This is a genomic window from Streptomyces sp. NPDC033221 (assembly GCF_055577005.1).
Genome location: NZ_JBVIQN010000014.1, coordinates 1 through 21,875 on the forward strand (window position 1 = coordinate 1; position 21,875 = coordinate 21,875).

At 71.9% G+C, this 21,875-nt stretch carries 8 protein-coding genes; 5 read left to right on the forward strand and 3 right to left on the reverse strand.

Annotated elements, in window-relative coordinates; translation table 11 throughout:
• A partial coding sequence (locus ACZ53K_RS19785) for an SDR family NAD(P)-dependent oxidoreductase (protein WP_468838022.1) occupies positions 1–6,318 on the forward strand: 6,318 nt, incomplete at its 5' end.
• 135 nt (positions 6,319–6,453) lie between these two features.
• Here ACZ53K_RS19785 and ACZ53K_RS19790 read toward each other — a convergent pair.
• The gene (locus ACZ53K_RS19790; protein ID WP_468838024.1) at positions 6,454–7,575 is read right to left on the reverse strand and encodes a tyrosine-protein phosphatase; all 1,122 of its coding nucleotides are present in this window, start codon (positions 7,573–7,575) and stop codon (positions 6,454–6,456) included.
• Positions 7,576–7,802: 227 nt separating this feature from the next.
• On the opposite strand from ACZ53K_RS19790, the gene ACZ53K_RS19795 reads away from it, so the two are divergent.
• The 4 genes from ACZ53K_RS19795 (at position 7,803) to ACZ53K_RS19810 (ending at position 17,610) form a co-directional block, all read left to right on the forward strand.
• Positions 7,803–9,461: a GMC oxidoreductase gene (locus tag ACZ53K_RS19795; RefSeq protein ID WP_468838026.1), complete on the forward strand. Its 1,659-nt coding sequence runs from the start codon at positions 7,803–7,805 to the stop codon at positions 9,459–9,461.
• A 216-nt stretch (positions 9,462–9,677) separates the two neighbouring features.
• Positions 9,678–11,063 carry a glycosyltransferase gene (locus tag ACZ53K_RS19800; RefSeq protein WP_468838028.1) on the forward strand — a complete coding sequence of 462 codons (1,386 nt, stop codon included), beginning with the start codon at positions 9,678–9,680 and terminating at the stop codon, positions 11,061–11,063.
• Between the two features lie 70 nt (positions 11,064–11,133).
• On the forward strand, positions 11,134–12,192 hold the full coding sequence (locus ACZ53K_RS19805) for a DegT/DnrJ/EryC1/StrS family aminotransferase (RefSeq protein ID WP_468838030.1): 1,059 nt from the start codon (positions 11,134–11,136) through the stop codon (positions 12,190–12,192).
• A 156-nt stretch (positions 12,193–12,348) separates the two neighbouring features.
• Complete coding sequence (locus ACZ53K_RS19810; protein WP_468838420.1) at positions 12,349–17,610, forward strand: type I polyketide synthase; 5,262 nt, start codon at positions 12,349–12,351, stop codon at positions 17,608–17,610.
• Between the two features lie 84 nt (positions 17,611–17,694).
• Here the strand turns inward: ACZ53K_RS19810 and ccrA are convergent, their stop codons facing one another.
• On the reverse strand, positions 17,695–19,041 hold the full coding sequence (gene ccrA / locus ACZ53K_RS19815) for a crotonyl-CoA carboxylase/reductase (RefSeq protein ID WP_468838032.1): 1,347 nt from the start codon (positions 19,039–19,041) through the stop codon (positions 17,695–17,697).
• Between the two features lie 295 nt (positions 19,042–19,336).
• Positions 19,337–21,826, reverse strand: a complete 2,490-nt coding sequence (locus ACZ53K_RS19820; RefSeq protein WP_468838034.1) for a SpoIIE family protein phosphatase — start codon at positions 21,824–21,826, stop codon at positions 19,337–19,339.
• Between the last annotated feature and the right edge of the window lie 49 nt (positions 21,827–21,875).

Consider the following 21,875-nt stretch of genomic DNA (forward strand, 5'->3'; position numbering starts at 1 on the left):
GCGTGTGATGTGACGGACGCGGCGGCGGTGACCGACCTGATTGCCCGTCATGCGCCTACGGCTGTGGTGCATACGGCCGGTGTGCTGGACGACGGTGTGGTGGGCTCGCTGACGCCGGAGCGGTTGGCGGCGGTATTGCGTCCGAAGGTGGATGCGGCCTGGAACCTTCACGAGGCGACTCGGGCCCTGTCTCCGGCTCTGGATGCGTTCGTGGTGTTCTCGTCCGTGGCCGGCACGATCGGCAGTCCCGGTCAGGCGAACTACGCGGCGGGCAATGCCTTCCTCGACGCCCTGGCCCACCACCGCCGTGCGGCGGGCCAGCCTGCCGTATCGCTGGCCTGGGGCCCCTGGTCCCAGAACAGCGGTATGACCGGCACCCTCACCGAAGCCGACCTCCAGCGCATCGCCCGTCAGGGGATGCCGCCGCTGTCCGCCGAGGAAGGCCTCGCCCTCTTCGACGCCGCGCTCGGCAGCACCGAACCCATGGCACTTCCCGTGCGCTTCGATCTGGCGGCCCTGCGCGAACAGGGCGAGGTGCCCCCGCTGCTCCGCGGCCTGATCCGTACGAAGCCCCGCCGCACCGGAAGCGCCGCGGCGTCCGGCATCGTGCAGCGCCTGTCCGGACTGTCCACGGCGGAGCGGCGCGAGGCGCTGCTCGACGTCGTACGGGCCCAGGTCGCGGCCGTACTGGGCCACGCGAGCCCGGACACGGTCGCCCCGGACCGGGCCTTCCAGGACCTCGGATTCGACTCCCTCACCGCGATCGAACTCCGCAACCTGCTGGGCAAGGCCACCGGGCTGCGGCTCCCCGCGACGACCGTGTTCGACTATCCGACGGCCGACGCCTTGGCGGGCCACTTCCTCGACGAGCTGTTCGGCACGGAAGCCACGGAGCCCCTCCCGGTGTCCGCCCTCCCGTCCCTGACCGACGACCCGGTCGTGATCGTTGGCATGAGCTGCCGGTTCCCCGGCGGCGTCGCCTCGCCCGAGGACCTGTGGCGGCTGGTGTCCGAAGGGGTGGATGCCGTTTCGGGCTTCCCCACCGACCGGGGCTGGGAGATCGACGCCACCTACGACCCCGACCGCGAGGGCGCCATCGCCACCCGCTCCGGGGGCTTCCTCCACGACGCGGCGGAGTTCGACCCCGAGTTCTTCGGGATGAGCCCCCGCGAGGCCCTGACCACCGACGCCCAGCAGCGGCTGCTGCTGGAGACGGCCTGGGAGGCGCTGGAGCGCTCCGGCATGGACCCGGCCACCCTGCGGGGCAGCCGTACGGGAGTCTTCGCCGGGGTGATGTACCACGACTACTCGACGCTGCTCTCCGGGCGCGAGTTCGAGGGCTACCAAGGCAGCGGCAGCGCGGGCAGCGTGGCCTCGGGCCGGGTGTCGTACACCTTTGGCTTCGAGGGTCCGGCGGTCACGGTGGACACGGCGTGCTCGTCGTCGCTGGTGGCCCTGCACCTCGCCGCGCAGTCGCTGCGCCAGGGCGAGTGCTCGCTGGCGCTCGCCGGCGGCGTGACGGTGATGTCGACGCCGCTGACCTTCGTGGAGTTCACCCGCCAGGGCGGACTCTCGCCCGACGGCCGCTGCAAGGCGTTCGCCGACGGCGCCGACGGCGTCGGCTGGGCCGAAGGCGCCGGACTCCTGGTGCTGGAGCGGCTGTCGGATGCGCGTCGTCACGGGCATCGGGTGCTTGCGGTGGTGCGGGGTTCCGCGGTGAATCAGGATGGTGCGTCGAATGGTCTGACGGCGCCGAACGGCCCGTCGCAGCAGCGGGTGATCCGGCAGGCGCTGGCAAGCGCGGGTCTGTCGGCGGCGGATGTCGACGCGGTGGAGGCGCACGGTACGGGTACGACGCTGGGTGATCCGATCGAGGCCCAGGCGCTGCTCGCCACGTACGGCCAGGACCGCCCGGAGGACCGGCCCCTGCGACTGGGCTCGGTGAAGTCCAACATCGGCCATGCGCAGGCGGCCTCCGGTGTCGCGGGCGTCATCAAGATGGTGCAGGCCATGCACCACGGCGTGCTCCCTGGAACGCTGCATGTCGATGAGCCGTCGTCGCACGTGGACTGGAGTGCCGGTGCCGTTGAGCTGCTGACCTCTGCGGCCGAGTGGCCGCAGGGCGACGGACCGCGCCGCGCGGGCGTCTCCTCCTTCGGCATCAGCGGTACGAACGCCCACGTCATCCTGGAACAGCCCGAAGACCAGCCCGGACCGGTCGCGGCCGACACCGCACCGGACGCCGCCGAGGACCAGACCGCTGAGTCTGGACCGCCGGTCCCGGTGCCGGTGCTGCTGTCGGGCCGGAGCGAGCCGGCGTTGCGGGCGCAGGCAGCACGGCTGCTGTCCCACCTGAACGGTGAGCCGGGGGCGCGCCTCACGGATGTCGCCTACACGCTGGCAACGAGCCGCTCGACGTTCCAGCACCGTGCGGTGCTGCTGGCCGCGGACCGTGACGACCTGCTGCGTTCGTTGTCCGCCCTGACCGAGGGCCGCAGTGAGACGGCCGTCGTGGCGCAGGACCGGGCCCGCTCGGGCAAGACGGCGTTCCTCTTCTCGGGGCAGGGCTCGCAACGCCTGGGCATGGGCCGTGAACTGCACAGCCGCTACCCGGCGTTCGCGGAGGCGTTCGACACGGTGTGCGCTGCCCTGGACGAGCACTTGGACCGCCCCCTCCGGGATGTCGTGTGGGGTGAGGACGCCGACCTGCTGAACCAGACCGCATACACCCAGGCGTCCCTCTTCGCGGTCGAGGTGGCACTGTTCCGCCTGCTGGAGTCGTGGGGTGTACGCCCGGACCAGCTGCTGGGGCACTCCGTCGGAGAGATCGCCGCGGCGCATGTGGCGGGCGTCTTCTCCCTCCCGGACGCCTGCGCGCTGGTCGCGGCCCGTGGCCGGCTGATGCAGCAGCTGCCCGCCGGGGGAGCGATGGTGGCGATCCGGGCGGCGGAGGACGATGTCCTCCCGCACCTGACGCCGGATGTGTCGATCGCGGCGGTCAACGGTCCGTCGTCGGTCGTGGTCTCCGGTGCCGAGGACGCGGTGCTTGCGATCGCACGCCACTTCGAGGGGGAGGGGTGCAAGACCAGCAGGCTGCGGGTCTCGCACGCCTTCCACTCACCGCTGATGGAACCGATGCTGGCCGGCTTCCGCGCCGTCGCCGACGGCATGACGTATGGAACACCACGCATCTCCGTGGTCTCGAACGTCACCGGCGAACCCGCCACCGCGGAGCAACTGTGCTCCCCGGAGTACTGGGTCAGCCACGTCCGTGAGGCGGTACGGTTCGCCGACGGCATCGGCGCGCTGCACGCGCAGGGCGTCACGGCATACCTGGAGCTGGGGCCCGACGGCGCCCTCTCCGCGCTCGCCGCGGAGTCCGCCACGGACGAGTCGGTACTGGCTCCCGTACTGCGCAAGGACCGCCCGGAGGCCCCGGCGCTGCTCACGGCCCTGGCCCGCCTGCACGCCCACGGCGTGCCGGCCGACTGGTCCGCCGTCTTCGCCGGTTCGGGTGCGCGGTGGGTGGACCTGCCGACGTACGCGTTCCAGCACGAGCGGTTCTGGCCGTCGGGCGGCGCGGTACGTGCGGGGGATGTGCGGTTCGCGGGTCTGGGGTCGGCGGGGCATCCGTTGCTGGGTGCCGCGGTGGAGCTGGCGGGCTCGGGTGGCTTGCTGTTCACCGGGCGGTTGTCGGTGTCCTCGCATCCGTGGCTGGCTGATCATGTGGTGCTGGGGTCGGTACTCGTGCCGGGTACGGCGCTGGTGGAGCTGGTGCTGCGAGCGGCCGACGAGGTGGACTGCGGTGAGCTGGAGGAGCTGACGCTGGCCGCGCCCCTGGTGCTGCCCGCCTCGGGCGCCGCGATCCAGGTGCAGGTATGGGTCGGCGAACCCGACGACGAGGGGCACCGGCCGACGTCGGTCCACGCGCGGGAAGGCGAGGGCCTATGGACGCTGCACGCCAGTGGCGCCCTGGCCCCGGCCGCCGCCGAGGCGGAGCCGTTCGACGCGACGGTGTGGCCCCCGCAGGGCGCCGAGCCGCTTGAGGTGGCGGGCTGCTACGAGCGGTTCGCGGATGCCCGGTTCGAGTACGGCCCGGTGTTCCAGGGCCTGCGGGCGGCCTGGCGGGCGGGCGAAGACCTCTACGCCGAGGTCGGGCTCCCCGAAGGCACCGACGGCGACGCGTACGGTCTGCACCCCGCCCTCTTCGACGCGGCGCTGCACGCGGCGCTGCTGGGCGACGGGGGAGCGGCCGAGGGGGCGGTCCCCTTCTCCTGGAACGGGGTGACGCTCCACGCCACCGGCGCCTCCCGGGTACGGGTACGCATCCGCCGCACCGAGAGCGGCATGTCGATCGCCCTTGCGGACACTGCCGGAGCGCCGGTCGCTTCGGTACGGTCCCTGACCGCGCGTCCGATCACCGCCGGGCAGCTGCAGACCGGCGACCGCGACTCCCTCTTCAAGGTCGACTGGACCGCCGGCCCCCGCACCGGCGAGCCCGCGGGCGCCCTCGCTCTGCTCGGCAAGGACACCGAGGGCATGCTCGACGGTCTCTCGCTGCGGCCCCACTCGGATCTCGACGACCTCGCGGAGACTGGCAGCCACGACACCGTGCTGGTCCCGCCGACGGCGGGAACCGACGGGACGGTGGAGTCCGTCCACGCCGCGACGGCGGAGGCGCTCGACGTGCTCCAGTCGTGGCTGGCCGACGAGCGGTTCGCCGCCTCGCGTCTGGTGTTCGTGACGCGTGGCGCGGTGTCCGGTACGGATCTCGCGGGCGCGGCGGTGTGGGGTCTGGTGCGGTCGGCGCAGTCGGAGCATCCGGGCCGGTTCGTGCTGGTGGACCTGGAGGGCGACGCCGATACGACGGTGCTGCCGCAGGCGCTGGCGTCGGACGAACCGCAGCTGTTGGTGCGGGGCGGCGAGGTGCTGGTGCCCCGCCTGGCCCGCGCTGAGGTACAGCGGGACGTCGCGTGGGACCCGGCCGGGACGGTTCTGATCACCGGTGGTACCGGTGGCCTGGGCCGCGCTGTCGCCCGGCACTTGGTGGCTGAACATGGCGTACGGAGCCTGCTGCTGGTCAGCAGGCGCGGCCCGGATGCCGAAGGCGTACAGGAGCTGGTGGCCGAACTCCGGGACGGCGGTGCCGAAGCCGTCGTCGAGGCGTGCGATGTGACCGATGCGGCGGCCGTGACCGACCTGATTGCCCGTCATGCGCCTACGGCCGTGGTGCATACGGCCGGTGTGCTGGACGACGGGGTGGTGGAGTCGCTGACGCCGGAGCGGTTGGCGGCGGTGCTGCGTCCGAAGGTGGATGCGGCCTGGAACCTTCACGAGGCGACTCGGGCCCTGTCTCCGGCTCTGGATGCGTTCGTGGTGTTCTCGTCCGTGGCCGGCACGATCGGCAGCCCCGGTCAGGCGAACTACGCGGCGGGCAATGCCTTCCTCGACGCCCTGGTTCACCACCGCCGTGCGGCGGGCCAGCCTGCCGTATCGCTGGCCTGGGGCCCCTGGTCCCAGAACAGCGGTATGACCGGCACCCTCACCGAAGCCGACCTCCAGCGCATGGCCCGCTCGGGGATGCCGCCGCTGTCCGCCGAGGAAGGTCTCGCCCTCTTCGACGCCGCGCTCGGCAGCACCGAACCCGCGGCACTCCCCGTCCGCCTGGACCTCGCCGCGCTGCGGCAGCAGGGTGACATCCCGCCGCTGCTGCGCGGCCTGATCCGTGCCCCGGGGCGGCGCGCTGCGGCGGCAGCTGCGGACGGTGACGCCTCGGCTGCCTTCGCCCAGCGCTTGGCCGGCCTGTCGGCGGCCGAAGGACGCGAGGTGGTGCTCGACGCCGTACGCGGCCAGGTCGCGGCCGTCCTCGGGCACGCCGGAGCCATGGAACTCGACGAGGACCGGGCCTTCCTGGATCTCGGATTCGACTCCCTCACCGCGGTCGAACTCCGCAACCGGCTCGGTGCGCTGACCGGCATCCGCCTGCCGGCGACCCTGCTCTTCGACTACCCGACCCCGGCGGAACTCGTCGGCCATCTCCATGCCCGGATCGCCCCCGAGCCGGCCTCCGGACCGGAGGCACTCCTGGGCGAGCTCGAAAAGCTGGAGAAGTCCTTCGGCGGTCTGGAGATCACCGAGGAGGTGCACGAGCAGATAGCCGGCCGGCTGGAAGTCCTCAGGGCGAAGTGGAACGACCTGCGGGACACCGCCGCGGCAGCCGAGCGGGACGAGTCCCGGTCCGACAAGGACTTCGACTTCGAGTCCGCCTCCGACGAAGAAGTCTTCGACCTGCTCGACAACGAACTCGGCCTGTCCTGACCGGACGGGACGACAGGTACCGCTGAGCCGGGGCTTTCGGGCCCCGGCTCCCGGTCCTCCCGAGCCGGCCGATTCGCACACGGCCATGGGGCGCCGCCGAGCAACTCGGCGGCGCCCCATGGCGTACGGAGCCGGTCAGCCGGTGAGCAGTGCCTCGCGCAGCCGCTCCAGAATCTGTGCGTTCAGGCCCAGCCCGTCCCGCAGATAGGCGTCGAAGGTGCCGAAGCGGTTCTCGATCTCGTCGAAAGCCGCGTCGAGGTACTCGGCCCTGGCGTCCAGGATCGGCGCGAGCCGGGCGGCGGCCTCGGGCGGCAGCGCGGCGAGGGTGGCGGCGTTGCCCGCGGCGAGGTGGTCGTTGCTGGCCAGGTAGTCGCGCAGGACCGTGTCGCGGTCCACACCCAGGGCCGTGAGCAGGACGGCGGTGGCCACGCCCGTACGGTCCTTGCCGTCTTTGCAGTGGTAGGCCAGCGCGTAGGAGCCGGGGTCGTCGGCGAGACCGAACAGCGCACGGTAGGCGCTGGTCGCCGAGGGCTTGGAGACGAGCCGCCGGTAGGAGCCGGTCATCAGCCGCTCGGACGCCTCGGCCGTGGCGGGCAGCTCGTCGTCGACGTCCCCGCCGAAGACGTCGGCGACGACATGGCGCGCGGCCGCGGGCACGCGGTCCGGGGCCTCGGCGCGCTCGGTCGGCGTACGCAGGTCGAAGGCCGTGCGGATGCCCAGGCGTTGGAGCGTGGCCAGGTCGGCGTCGGTGAGTGCGTGCAGGGCGTCGGCGCGGTACAGCACGCCCATCTTCACCCACCAGCCGTCGGCGGTGCGGTAGCCGCCCGCGTCACGGAAGTTGGCGGCACCCGCCAGGCGCAGCGACCGGTCGGCGAGGGTGAGCGGAGCGCCCCGGCCGGGCACCAGGCGGAACCACCGGCGGTCGGCGGCGGGCAGCCCGCGTACGGTGACGGTGCCCTCGGCCCCGCCGTGTGCCACGGCCTTGCCGCCGGTGTAGACGGTCACCGCGTCGACGCCGGGCGCCTGCCAGGACACGGTGAAGGAACCGTCCTCCTGCTGGGTCACCGTGGCGTCGGTGAACGGAATCCCGTGCGCGGCGAGCGGCGCCTGCGGCGCGTGCCGCCCCGCGCCGGCGGGGGCGGCGTGGGCCTCGGCCGGAGCGAGCGGCGCGGTGACCGCCACTGCCGACACGGTGGCCACGAACGACACGGCGATACGGCGGGCGGTCAGCACGGCCGCCGTGGAATGTGAGTTCATGGCCGGACCGTACGGCTCGAAACAGCCTGGAATTCCTAGAGTTGTGCTGCCTGCCGTGCCGGTCGAGGACTCCGTGACTCTGGAAGAATCCCCAGTCTTTTCCGGGCAGCATGGTGGCGCGCGGCGAAGCGGGCCGGTGGGCGACGTCTGCGGCCCCCACCGAGGGCGCCGCCGTGAGAACAGCCCTCCGGGGACGAGTCCAGTCGGCGAAGGTCGGTACTTCCAGCGTGTTCGAAAACCAGCAGAACCCTCATCTGTCACGGCGCCGTCTGCTCGGACTGGCCGCCCTCGGCGGTGCTGCCGCCGCCGGACTGACCACGATCACCGCCGCCCCGCGCGCCGCGGCCGCCGGCCAGGGCAGCCCGCGGGCCGACAGCGGCTCGTTCGTACCGGCCGTGGTGATCGGCACCGGTTACGGCGCCGCGGTCTCCGCGCTGCGGCTCGGCGAGGCGGGCGTCCCGACGCTGATGCTCGAAATGGGTCAGCTGTGGAACGAGCCGGCCGACGACGGCAATGTCTTCTGCGGGATGCTCAAGCCGGACCGCCGCTCCAGCTGGTTCAAGTCGCGCACCGAGGCCCCGCTCGGCTCGTTCCTGTGGCTGGACGTGATCAACAGGAACATCGACCCGTACGCGGGCGTGCTGGACAAGGTGCACTTCGACGAGATGTCGGTGTACGTCGGGCGGGGCGTCGGCGGCGGCTCGCTGGTCAACGGCGGCATGGCCGTCGTACCCAAGCGCTCGTACTTCCAGGAGGTCCTCCCGCGGGTGGACGCCGCCGAGATGTACGACCGGTACTTCCCGCGCGCCAACTCCATGCTCAAGGTGAACCACATCGACAAGGGCTGGTTCGAGGAGACGGAGTGGTACAAGTACGCCCGGGTCTCGCGTGACCAGGCCGGCAAGGCGGGCCTGAACACCACCTTCGTCCCCAACGTCTACGACTTCGGCCACATGCGGCGGGAGGCGGACGGTACGGCCCCCAAGTCGGCGCTGGCCGGCGAGGTGATCTACGGCAACAACCACGGCAAGCAGAGCCTGGACAAGACCTACCTGGCCCAGGCGCTCGGCACCGGCAAGGTCACCATCGAGACCCTGCACCGGGTCAAGGCGATCCGCCGGCAGCCGGACGGCAGCTATGTCCTGTCCGTGGAACAGATCGACGCCGACGGCAAGACCGTCGGCCACAAGGAGATCGGCTGCCGCCACCTGTTCCTCGGCGCCGGCAGCCTCGGCTCCACCGAACTGCTGGTGCGCGCCCGGGACACCGGAACGCTGCCCGACCTCAACGCCGAGGTCGGCGCGGGCTGGGGCCCCAACGGCAACATCATGACCGGCCGGGCCAACCACGTCTGGAACCCCACCGGCGCCCACCAGTCCTCGATCCCCGCCCTGGGTATCGACGACTGGGACAACCCGGCCGCCCCGGTCTTCGCGGAGATCGCCCCGATGCCGGCCGGCCTGGAGACCTGGGTCAGCCTCTACCTGGCGATCACCAAGAACCCCGAGCGCGGCACCTTCGTCTACGACAAGGCCACCGACCGGGCCAAGCTGCGCTGGACCCGCGACCAGAACACGCCCGCGATCGAGGCCGCGAAATCGCTCTTCGACCGGATCAACAAGGCCAACACGACGATGTACCGCTACGACCTGTTCGGGTCGCAGCTGAAGAACTTCTCCGACGACTTCAGCTACCACCCGCTCGGCGGCTGCGTCCTGGGCAAGGCCACCGACCTCTACGGCCGCGTCGCCGGGTACAGCAACCTCTATGTCACGGACGGCGCGCTCGTACCGGGCTCCATCGGCGTCAACCCCTTCGTGACCATCACGGCCCTGGCCGAGCGCAACATCGAGCGCATCATCGCGGAGGACGTCAAGACCGCGTAGCGGCGCCCCGGCCCCGGGCCGCCGCCCCCTTTCCCCGATTTCGCCGCTCCGGCCCTCCGTTCACGCGGAGGGCCGGTCCGCTGTCGCCCCCGATAATTCGCGCGCCGGGTCTAAGGATTTTCCGGTGCGTGCCGTGGGATCAATGGGGGGTGCGGCCAGTCGATCCGCACCAGGGTGTGCTTGCCGACCCCCGCTTGTCATCGCGAAAGGGAATCCATGGAATCCGCCCGACGGCCGATCCTCTTCGTCAGTCTTCCGGAGAGCGGACTGGCCAATCCGCTGCTCGTGCTAGCCGAGGAGCTCTCCCGCCAGAACGTGCCGGACCTCTGGTTCGCCACCGACGAGCCGCGGCGCGGGGACATGAAGAAGATCTCGGTCGGATCTCCGGTGGAGTTCGCCTCATTGGGGGAGGTCGTTCCCGAGCTGTCGGCGGTGACCTGGGACGACGAGATCTACCGGAAAGTCACCCAGTCGTCGCGGTTCCAGGCGCATCGCGCGGTCATCAAGCACTCGTTCGCCCCTGCCGCGCAGGAGGCGAAGTTCAAGAAGCTCGCCGCCATCGTCGACGAGGTCCAGCCGGCGCTGATGGTCATCGACTGCATCGCCGGGTATGCGGTGGAACTGGCCATCGCGCGGAAAATTCCTTTCGCGCTGAGTGTGCCGTTCCTGCCGAGCAATGTGCTGACCGCGTTCACGCCCTTCACCAAGGGATACACCCCGAAGGGCTTCCCCGTGCCGCACACGGGTCTGCCGTACCCGATGACGTTCCCGCAGCGTGTGAGCAACGCGCTGTTCAAGTGGCGGACCCTGGCGGCGTTCCTCACGCCCTCGATGGGCAAGCTGGTGGCGGAGGACAACCGGTGGCGCAAGGCGGCCGGGCTCGGGCAGGCCAGTCTGATATCGCGGATCGACCACGCCGACATGGTGCTGTGCCATTCGGTCGCCGAACTCGATTACCGCTTCGACATCCCGGAGAAATTCCGGATGCTCGGCGCGATGGTGCCGCCGCTGCCGGAATCCGCACAGGACGACGGCCTTTCACGGTGGCTGGACGAGCAGTCCTCGGTCGTCTACGCGGGATTCGGGACGATCACGCGGCTCACCCAGGAGCAGGTCGACGCCATGGTGGAGGTTGCCCGCCGGCTCGAAGGACGGCACCAGGTGCTGTGGAAGCTGCCGTCCGATCAGCAGCGTCTGCTGCCGCCCAGGGACTCCTGGCCGGCGAATCTGCGGATCGAGAGCTGGGTGCCGTCACAGCTGGACGTGCTGGCCCATCGGAACGTGAAGGTGTTCTTCACCCACGGCGGCGGCAACGGCTACAACGAGGGCATCTATTTCGGCAAGCCGCTGGTGGTGCGGCCGTTGTGGGTGGACTGCTACGACCAGGCCGCGCGCGGCCGGGACTTCGGCATCAGCCTGACCCTCGACCGGCCGCGGGACATGGATGTCGACGATGTGGTGGACAAGCTGACACGGGTGCTGGACACCCCTTCCTTCCGTGAGAACGCGGAACGGCTCGGCGCCCTGCACCGTGCGGCGGGCGGCCGGGAGGCCGCTGCCGAGGTGATCCGGGCACATGCGGCTCTGGCTGCCCCGGTGTAAGGCCGCGCACGCGCCCACGCGCACATACCGACGTCACAGGAATTCGTGGAAGGTAAGGAAGAGGCAGCCAATGTCTTTCAAGTACCCCGTGTCCAAGCCCACGCTGGACGGCAATGAGCTGGAATATCTGACCGGTGCCGTCGAGGACGGCTGGATATCGTCGCAGGGCCCGATGGTCGGGCGGTTCGAGCGGGCCTTCGCGGAATACAACGAGGTCGCGCACGGCGTTTCCTGTTCCTCGGGAACGGCGGCACTCACGTTGGCGCTGCGGGCGCTGGGCGTCGGCCCCGGGGACGAGGTGATCGTCCCGGAGTTCACGATGATCGCCTCGGCGTGGGCGGTCACCTACACCGGCGCGACACCCGTGTTCGTCGACTGCGCGGACGATCTCAACATCGATGTCACCCGCATCGAGGAAAAGATCACCGCGCGGACGAAGGTCATCATGCCCGTCCACATCTACGGCCGCCGCTGTGACATGGACGCGATCATGGATATCGCGTACCAGTACAACCTGCGGGTCGTGGAGGACAGTGCCGAGGCCCACGGCGTCCGCCCGGTCGCCGACATCGCGTGCTACTCGCTGTTCGCCAACAAGATCATCACGGCGGGCGAGGGCGGGATCTGCCTCACCGACGACCCCAAGCTCGCCGGGCAGCTGGCGCATCTGCGGGCCATGGCCTTCACCAAGGACCACAGCTTCCTGCACAAGAAGGTCGCCTACAACTTCCGGATGACCGCCATGCAGGCCGCCGTCGCGCTGGCCCAGACCGAGCGCCTGGACGAGATCCTCGAAGTGCGCCGCGGCATCGAGAAGCGTTACGACGAAGGCCTCGCCGACGTCCCCGGCATCACGCTGATGCCGTCCCGGGACGTGCTGTGGATGTACGACCTGCGAGCCGAACGCCGCGAGCAGCTGCGGGAGTTCCTGGCGGGGGAGTCCATCGAGACCCGGCTGTTCTTCAAGCCGATGAGCCGGCAGCCCATGTATTTCCACCCCGACTGGCCCTCGCTCAAGGCGAACACGTTCGCCGAGGACGGGCTGTATCTGCCCACCCACACCGGGCTGACCGCCGCCGACCAGGACTTCGTGATCGACCGGGTCCGCGCGTTCTACGGCGTCGGCTGACCCCCGTTCGACAGGAGTTGCCGGCCCACGACGCAACCGGCCCCGGCCCCGCCGCCGGCCCGCGTGGGCCGGCCTCCGGCCCGGGCAGGAGCTCGTGTCCGACCCCCGGTCCGCCTGCCACAACTGACGAGAGTGCTCAAGAGCGATCCGGGAGTGATGGTGCCCGTCCACACAGATGACTACGCGATCCAGCCGCCCACCGACGCGGCGGATGTACTGGGCGGCTGCACGCTGCCCGAGGTGTTCGAGGCCGCCGTGGGGTGCGTCCCGGACGGGGTGGCCGTCGTCGACGGGGACCGTTCGTGGACGTGGGCACAGTGGCGGGCGGACGTCGGGGCGCTGGCCCGCGGCCTGCAGGAATCGGGTGTCGCGCCCGGTGACGTGGTGGCGGTGCGACTGCCGAACTGCTGGGAGTTCCAGACCCTGCACCTGGCCGTCGCGACTGTCGGCGCGGTGCTCCTGCCCGTCCACCAGGGCACGCCGACCCCGGAGGTCCGCGCGCTGCTGACGCGGGCGGAGCCCGCCCTCCTCGTCCTGTCGGCCTCCGGGCGCGAGAGCCGGGCGGCGGCCCGTTCTCTTCTGGAGAGCGTGCCGTCGCTGCACGGCGTGCTGCTCGCCGGTGCGCCGGAGGCTGAGTGCGCGGAGCCGGAGCGTGACGAGCCGGAGAGTGAGGCCCCGGGGATCGCGTCGCTGGACGTGCTGCTGACGGCCTGGGCGGGCAGCAGCCCCCGGCCGGTGGACGTCACCCCCGACATGCCGCTCGCCCTGATCCCCTCGTCCGGTACGACCTCGGCGCGGCCCAAACTGTGTGTGCACAGCCACGACAGCCTGCTCTCGAACACCGCGGCCGTCATGGCGGAGGCCGCCGACGCCTTCGACGGTACGGTCCTCACGGCCTGCCCGATGACCCACCTGTTCGGCCTCCAGGCTATGCACGCGGCACTGTTCGCCGCCTGCGGGCAGGTACTGCTCACCGGCTGGGACCCGGACCGCTTCCTGGCCCTGGCCCGGGAGCACGACCCCCGCGTCGTCTTCGCCGTGCCCACTCAGCTGCGGGAAATCGTCGCACGGCTGGCCGGGGCGGACGAACCGGCGGGCTTCGCACCGAACCAGGTGCGTACGGCGGGAGCCGCCGTCGCGCCCGCGCTCGCCGTACAGGTACGCGCGGCCCTCGCCTGCGAACTGGTCGTGATCTGGGGCATGTCCGAGATCGGCACCGGTACCCGCACCCGGGCCCATCACCCCGACGGCAGTGTGGGAGAGCCGGTCGCCGGCGCGCGCCTACGGGTCGTCGACGAGAACGGCGAGGAGCGCGAGCCAGGCGCGGCCGGCGCACTTCAGTACCGGGGTCCCGGGCTGTTCCACGGCTACTTCCGCGAGCCGGAACTGACGCGCGCGGCCCTCACCGAGGACGGCTGGCTGCGGACCGGCGATCTCGCGGCCGTCGACGCGGACGGCGTGGTGGCCCTGCATGGCCGGGCGGCCGAACTGATCAACACCGGTGGCCGGAAGTTCTCCGCCACCGAGGTCGAGGGCCTGCTCGCGGACCTGACGGGCCTGGGCCCGCTGGCCGTCGCGGGCGCGCCGGACGACCGGCTGGGGGAGTACCCGTGCCTGGTCGTGACCGACCACGCGGACCGTACGATCGGCCTGACCGAGGTGACCGCGTTCCTGCGCCGGCGGGGGCTCGCCGACCACAAGATCCCCCTCGAACTGGTCACCGTGCCCCGGCTGCCGCTCTCACCCGCCGGAAAGCCCGACCGCCGGGCGCTCCGGCCGCTGCTCGCCGGCCTTGCCGCGGTGCCCGTGGCGGCCCGCCTCGGCGCGGTCCCGCCGTCCACGGCCGAGGAGGCGCTGGACGTCGTACGCGACTGCGTCGGCCAGCTGCTCGGGCACGGCGGCACGGCCGCCCCCTTCTCCCCGGACACGGACTTCCGCCGGCTCGGCCTCGACTCCATCCACGCGGTCCGGCTGCGGAACCTGCTGCGGGAGGAGACCGGACTCGCCCTCCCGGTCACGCTGGCCTTCGACTTCCCCACCCCGCGAGCCGTCGCGCACGCACTGACCGAACAGGAGAACCCGTCCCCGGAGGAGCCGCCGGAGACCCCGGCGGATGCCGCCGACCCGGTCGCGGTCATCGGCATGGCCTGCCGCCTGCCGGGCGGCGCCGACACCCCCGAGGCCCTGTGGGCCCTGCTCACCGACGGGACGGACGCGATGTCCGCGTTCCCGGACGACCGCGGCTGGGACCTGGACCGGCTCTTCGACGAGGACCCCGACCGCCCGGGCACCTCCTACGCACGCGAGGGCGGCTTCCTGCACGACGCGGGCGACTTCGACGCGGGCTTCTTCGGCCTGTCCGACCAGGAGGCCACGGCGACCGACCCGCAGCAGCGACTGCTCCTGGAAGCGGCCTGGGAGACCTTCGAGCGGGCCGGCATCGACCCGAGGTCCCTGCGGGGAACCCGTACGGGCGTGTTCACCGGCGCGATGGACCGCGGCTACGGAGCCAACGCATCCGCCACGCCCAGCGCATGGGAAAGCATGCTCATCACGGGGGCCGCGGGCAGCGCGGTCTCGGGACGCATCGCCTACACCTACGGGCTCGAAGGCCCCGCGCTGACGGTCGACACCGCCTCCTCGTCCTCCCTCGTCGCCCTGCACCTGGCCTGCCGCTCCCTGCGGTCGGGCGAGAGCAGCCTGGCGCTGGCCGGTGGCGTCACCGTCATGGCGACCCCGGCGCCCTTCGCGCACTTCTCCCGGCTGCGCGCGCTGTCCCCCGACTCCCGCTCCATGGCGTACGCGGACGCCGCGAACGGCTCCGCGTGGTCGGAAGGGGCGGGACTGCTGCTGCTGGAACGGCTGAGCGACGCCCGGCGCAACGGACACCGCGTCCTGGCGCTCGTACGGGGCTCCGCCGTGAACCAGGACGGCGCCTCCAACGGACTCACCGCGCCGAGCGGGCCCGCACAGCAGCGCGTCATCCGCCAGGCCCTGGCCGACGCCGGGCTGACGCCGCAGGACGTGGACGCCGTGGAGGGCCACGGCACCGGCACCCCGCTCGGCGACCCCATCGAAGCCCAGGCCCTGCTGGCCACGTACGGCCAGGAACGGCCGGAGGGCCGGCCGCTGTGGCTGGGGTCGGTGAAGTCGAACATCGGGCACACCCAGGCCGCCGCCGGGGTCGTCGGGGTCATCAGGACGGTGCTCGCACTGCGCCACCGCGTCCTGCCGCGGACGCTGCACGTGGACGCTCCCTCGGCCAAGGTGGACTGGTCCGCAGGTGATGTACGGCTGCTCACCGAGGCCCGGCCCTGGCCACAGGAGATCGGGCGCACGCGCCGGGCCGGGGTGTCCTCGTTCGGGCTCACCGGCACCAACGCGCACGTGATCCTCGAAGAGGCGCCCGACGGGCAAGGGGAGACGGAAGGGGAAACGGGACGGGCGCCGGGCGAAGCCCCCGAGGAGGCGCGGCGCGCGTCCGGGACGGCCGGGGCGGTGGAGCCGGCCGATGACACGGCCGCCCCCTGGATACTGTCCGCCCGCAGCCGGGCGGCACTGCGCGCGCAAGCGCGGCGCCTGGCCGAACACATCACCGCCCACCCGGGCCTGCGCGCCCAGGACGTCGCCCACGCCCTCGCCACCACCCGCGCCCTGCACCCGCACCGGGCCGTCGTCCACGGCTCCGACCGGGCACAGCTGCTGTCCGCGGCCACCGCGTTCGGGCAGGGGGAGCGCACCGCGGACGTCATCCCGCACGACTCCGTGCCGGGCGGGCTGGCCTTCGTCTTCCCCGGCCAGGGCAGCCAGCGCAACGGCATGGGCCGCGCGGCGGCCGAGGCGTTCCCCGTCTTCAGGCAGGCGCTGGACGAAGTGTGCGCCGCACTGGACCCCTTGCTGCCGCGGCCGCTGGCCTCGGTGATGTGGGCGGACCCCGACTCCGAGGAAGCGGCCCTCCTTGACGACACCACCTACACACAGCCCGCGCTGTTCGCCGTCCAGGTCGCCCTGTACCGGCTGTTCGAATCCTGGGGCGTGGTACCCGGCCACCTGGTGGGACACTCGGTCGGCGAGATCTCCGCCGTCCACGTGACCGGCGTACTCGGCCTTCAGGACGCCTGCACCCTGGTGGCCGCCCGGAGCAGGCTGATGGGCGCGCTGCCGCCCGGCGGCGCGATGGTGGCGGTGCGCATCACGGAGGACGAAGTCGCCCCGTGGCTCGCGGAGCTGACGGACGCGGTGTCGGTCGCGGCCGTCAACGGCCCGCACTCCCTCGTCCTCTCCGGCGCCGAGGCCCCGCTCGTCGGCCTCACGGAACGGCTCGCCGCCGCCGGCCACAAGACCCGGCGGATCACGATGAGCGTCGCGGCCCACTCACCGCTGATGGACCCCATGCTGGACGAGTTCCGCACGGTCGTCAGCACGCTGTCCTACGCGGCGCCCACCGTCCCCGTCGTCTCCACCGTCACCGGGCTCCCGCTGACCGCCGAGGTCGTGCGCGACCCGGACCACTGGGTACGGCACGTACGGCAGTCCGTGCGCTTCAAGGACGCGATCGGCCGGCTGCGCGAGGAGCGCGTCACCGGCTTCCTGGAACTGGGTGCCGAGCCGGCCCTCACGCCGATGATCGACGAGTGCCTGGAGTCGGCCGATCCGGAGTCCGGGGCCGCCGTGGTGCCGAGTCTGCGCGGCGGCGTACCGGAGCCGTACGCCCTGCTCACCGCGGTCGCCCGGGTGCACGCCCACGGCGCTCCCGTCGACTGGGACGCAGTGCTGCCCGGGGCCCGGCCCGCCGCCCTGCCGACGTACGCGTTCCAGCGGCGGCGGTTCTGGCTGGCGCCGGCCCCGGCGGGGCCGGCCGCCCACGGCGGGACAGCGGTCGCCGCGGTGACCGCGGACGTGCCGGCGGCCGGAGCGGAGCCCTCGCTGCTGGACGCCCGGCTGGCCGGCCTCGACGACGCCGAACAGGAAGCGCACGTACTGGCCCTGGTCCTCGCCGAGACCTCGGCCGTGCTCGGCGGGCAGGAAGCGAGCGACGAGGAGGGCAATCACACGTTCAAGGAGATGGGCATCAACTCCGTGAACGCCGTCGAACTCCGCAACCGCCTCATCGCGGCCACGGAGATGCGGCTGCCCGCCACGCTCGTGTACGACCACCCCACCCCGAAAGCCGTCGTCCGTCTCGTACGCGAACGGCTCGCGCGGCCGACGGCACCCCCGCGCGAGGTGGCCGCTGTCGTGGCCGAGCTGGAGTCCCTGCTCACGGCCGGTGCGGAGGTCTCGGAGGAGACACTGGCCCGTCTGAAGGCGGTGACGGCGGGGCGGAGCGGCGGTACGGACGCCGGACCCGGCGGCGCTCTGGACCTGGCGTCGGCCAGTGACGAGGACCTGTTCCGCCTGATGGACGCGGGAAGCTGACGCAGCTGACGGCGAAGTCCCGGCACCACCGACGAGGGGCCGGCCCACCGGGCCGGCCCCTCGCCGTTCGAGCGGTCACCGCACCTACAGCGCCTCGGGCCTGCGGAAGCGGTTGATGGCGTCGATGTGCCGGGCGCGCTTGGCCACGTCACGTACGCCCGTGCCCTCCTCGGGTGCCAGCGCGAGGATGCCGACCTTGCCCTGGTGGAGGTTGCGGTGCACGTCGTACGCCGCCTGTCCGGTCTCCGCCAGGGGGTAGGTCTGGGACAGCGTGGGATGGATCTTGCCCTTGGCGATCAGGCGGTTGGCCTCCCACGCCTCGCGGTAATTCGCGAAGTGCGAGCCCACGATGCGCTTCAGCGACATCCACAGATAGCGGTTGTCGTACTGGTGCTGATAACCGGAGGTGGAGGCGCACGTGACGACGGCGCCGCCCTTGCGCGTGACGTAGACGGAGGCGCCGAACGTCTCGCGGCCCGGGTGCTCGAAGACGATGTCGACGTCCTCGCCGCCGGTCAGCTCACGGATGCGCTTGCCGAACCGCTTCCACTCGCGCGGGTCCTGGTGGTGCTCGTCCTTCCAGAACTTGTATCCCTCGGCGTTGCGGTCGATGACCGCTTCCGCTCCCATGGAGCGGCAGATCTCCGCCTTCTGGTCGCTGGAGACCACACAGACCGGGGTACCGCCGCCGGCCAGCACCAACTGTGTGGCGTAGGAGCCCAGTCCGCCGCTGGCGCCCCAGATCAGCACATTGTCGCCGACCTTCATGCCCGCGCCGTTGCGGGAGGCGAGCTGGCGGTACGCGGTGGAGTTGACCAGCCCGGAGGCGGCCGCCTCCTCCCAGGTGAGGTGGTCCGGCTTGGGCATCAGCTGGTTGGACTTGACCAGCGCGATCTCGGCGAGTCCGCCGAAGTTGGTCTCGAAGCCCCAGATGCGCTGCTCGGGGTCGAGCATCGTGTCGTTGTGCCCGTCGGCGGACTCCAGCTCGACGGACAGGCAGTGCGCGACGACCTCGTCGCCGGGCTTCCAGGAGTTCACTCCGGGGCCGGTGCGCAGCACGACGCCCGACAGGTCGGAGCCGATGACGTGGTACGGCAGGTCGTGGCGCTTGGCGAGGTCGTTGCGCCTGCCGTACCGCTCCAGGAACCCGAACGTCGGCAGCGGCTCGAAGATCGAGGTCCAGACCGAGTTGTAGTTGACCGAGGAGGCCATCACGGCGACCAGGGCCTCGCCGGGGCCCAGTTCGGGCACCGGGACCTCGTCGAGGTGCAGCGCCTTGCGGGGGTCCTTGTCGTGGCTCGCGAGCCCCTCGAACATGTCGGTCTCGTCCTTGTGGACGGTGATCGCGCGGTACGACTCGGGCAGCGGCAGGGCGGCGAAGTCGGCGGACGTGGTGTCCGGTGACTGAATTGCGGTCAGTATTTCCTTCACGAGGGAGCCTCCGGAAAGGGGTGATCGGCGCGTGCGGCGACAAGAACGCCGCGCATCCGGCCGCGTGAGCGCAAAGCCGTGGATTCGCGTGCGGAGTCGCTTTCTCCCCAGGTATCTCCCTAGGAAAAACCCCGGAAAGCCCGCCCTGCGGGAGCACCCAAAGACGGCCTCCATCATGGCCGGGAGGCGCTAGGAGAATGCCTAGTGTTTCCTTCGGTAAGGTCGTGGCCGGCACGGAACCGGCAAAGTTCCATTCAAAACCGTACGGAACTGAATTCCGTTCGAAAGTGCCGGGTCAGATTACCTGGACGCCGATGAGGCAGGTGTCGTCGTCGGTGTCGGACTTGCTGTGGGTCAGCAGACGGTCGAGCCGGTGCTCAAGGGTGGGCGCGGGTGTCTGCGCGGTGGCGAGCAGCTGGGCCAGGGAGTCGTGAATGGCGGTGTCCCGCCGTTCGACCAGGCCGTCGGTGTACATCAGAAGGGTGTCGTCCGCCTCCAGCTGGAGCTCGCCCTCCTCGTACGTCGCGTGCGCGAGGGCCCCCAGCAGCAGACCGCGGACCAGCGGCAGCCTGCTGGCTTCGTGACCACGGACCAGGACCGGCGGCAGGTGACCGGCTCTGGCCCAGCGCAGGACGCGGGTCTCCGGGTCGTACACGCCGCAGACGACCGTGGCGGAGACCTGGTCGGTGAGATGGTGGGCCACGATGTTCAGCCAGGACAGCAACTGGCCCGGACCGGCGCCGGTGACGGCGAGACCGCGCAGGGCGTTGCGCAGCACGACCATGCCGGTTGCCGCCTCGATGCCGTGGCCCGCGATGTCACCGACGCAGAGCAGGACGCGCCGGGAGGGCAGCACGACGGCGTCGTACCAGTCGCCGCCCACCAGGGACTCGGTCTCCGCGGGCCGGTAGCGTACGGCGATCTGCAGCCCCGGCGCGTCGATGGGGCCGCGGCTCGGCGGCATGATGGCCTGCTGGAGCTGGAGCGCGAGACGGTTGCGCTCGGCCGACTCCTGCTCGGTGTGGGCGAGCTGGTCGCGGGTGGCGGCGAGCGCCACCTCGGTCCAGTGCTGGGAGGAGATGTCCTGGTAGGCGCCGCGTACGGAGAGCAGCCGCCCGTCGGCGTCGTGCACGGGCTCGGCGATGACCCGTATGTGCCGGGTGACGCCGTCGGGACGCCGGAGGCGGAAGGCCGCCGAGGCGGAGCGCTGGTGGTGCAGTACGGCGCGCAGGAAGCGGCCGATGGCTATGCCGTCGTCGGGGTGGGCGTGGGCCGCCAGGTCGTGCAGGGAGACGGGCGTGCCGGTGGCCGGCCGGCCGTACAGGGCGAAGAGCTGCCCGTTCCAGGTGACCTCACCGGTCAGCAGGTTCTCCTCGAAGCCGCCGATCCGGCCGAGGCGCTGGGCGTGCTGGAGGAGGCTGGCGAGCCGGGCGGTCTCGTCCTCGATGCGCCAGATGAGCAGCACACTGTCCCCGTGCCGGCTGACGCTGATGTCGGCGACGGCGGCGAGCGGCACCTGGTCCACCAGGGCGGTCAGCGTCATCCGCTGGGCGCGGAAGGGCTCGCCGGTGGCGTAGACGCGCTGGATCTTGTCGAACAGCTCGCTCTCGTCGGCGGCCATCGGGTACGCCTCGAGCAGCAGGGCGCCGTTGACGGAGCTGCGGGGGCGGCCCGCCGGGTCCAAGAAGCGCCCGTTGACATGGTGGATGCGGAAGTCGGTCAGCTGACCGTCGGCCGCGAGGTGCGGGGTGAGGATCAGCGCCGGGTCGTAGAGCCCGTCCGCCAGGTCCACCAGCTCGGCCACGGCGGGAACGCGCCGGACGGGGGGCGGTCCGTGCTCGGGCGATGCCGGGGCGCCCTCAAGGGTGTGGGCGCACAGCTGTGCCAGGGCCTCGATCTGGCGCATGATCACGGGCGGCTGCGGGGGGAGCGACTGATGCCAGCAGATCTCCAGGACCCCGTGGATGCGCCCGCCGGTACCGGCGGGCAGCGCCACGCGGCCGCCGTCGGGGTGGTGGGTGCGGCCGATGGAGGGGATGCCCGTGTCGGCCAGGGAGGCGAACCGGACGGTGTCCCGTTCGGTCAGCGCCTGGCGGGCGACGGTGAGCACGCCGGGAGGCACGTACCGCCAGCGCATCGCCTCTTCGGCGGAGAAGCCCGCATGGCCGGCCAGGGTGAGGGACGTGTCCGACCCGGCGGACCAGATGGCGACGGCCGTCGCTCCCAGCGGCGCCAGCGCGTGCTGGAGCAGCGAGTCGGCGACGGCCTGGGTGTCACCGGCGGCCAGCGCCGCGCTCTCGGCGGTCCGCAGGCGCACCCCGACGGCCGGGTCCGGCAAGGCATGATCGGCCTGGGCCCGCCGCAGGAAGGCGCTGGCGATGTCCGTCACCCGGTCGCGGGCCGCCTGGTTGATGAGGTCCACAGCCAGCTCCAGCTGCGAGACCGCGGCCTTCTCCGCGAGTTCGGCGAGCTGCCGGGTCGCCTCGGCCGGTCCGCAGTGCAGCCTTTCGATCATGATGCCCTTGGCGAGTTCGATCAGGGCACGGCCGTCGGCCGCCGCATGCGCCGCCTGGACCTCGCCGCGCAGGCGCTCGACGGTGGCGGCCAGGCGGCCGACGGCCGACGACTGGTCCGGCCGGGCGCGCACCGGGCCGGTGCTCCGTCCGGGCTCGGACGGTATGGCCAGGGGGCTCGCGGGGACGGGCGGGACCTGCCCCCGCCCGGTCTCGGGCGTCGGCGACACATCGTCCCCGGGCGGGGGCCCGACGTGCTCGGAAGTGCTCATGATGCTGCCGATTCCTCGATGCGGTGGATGCGTCCGGTGAGCGGGGCCG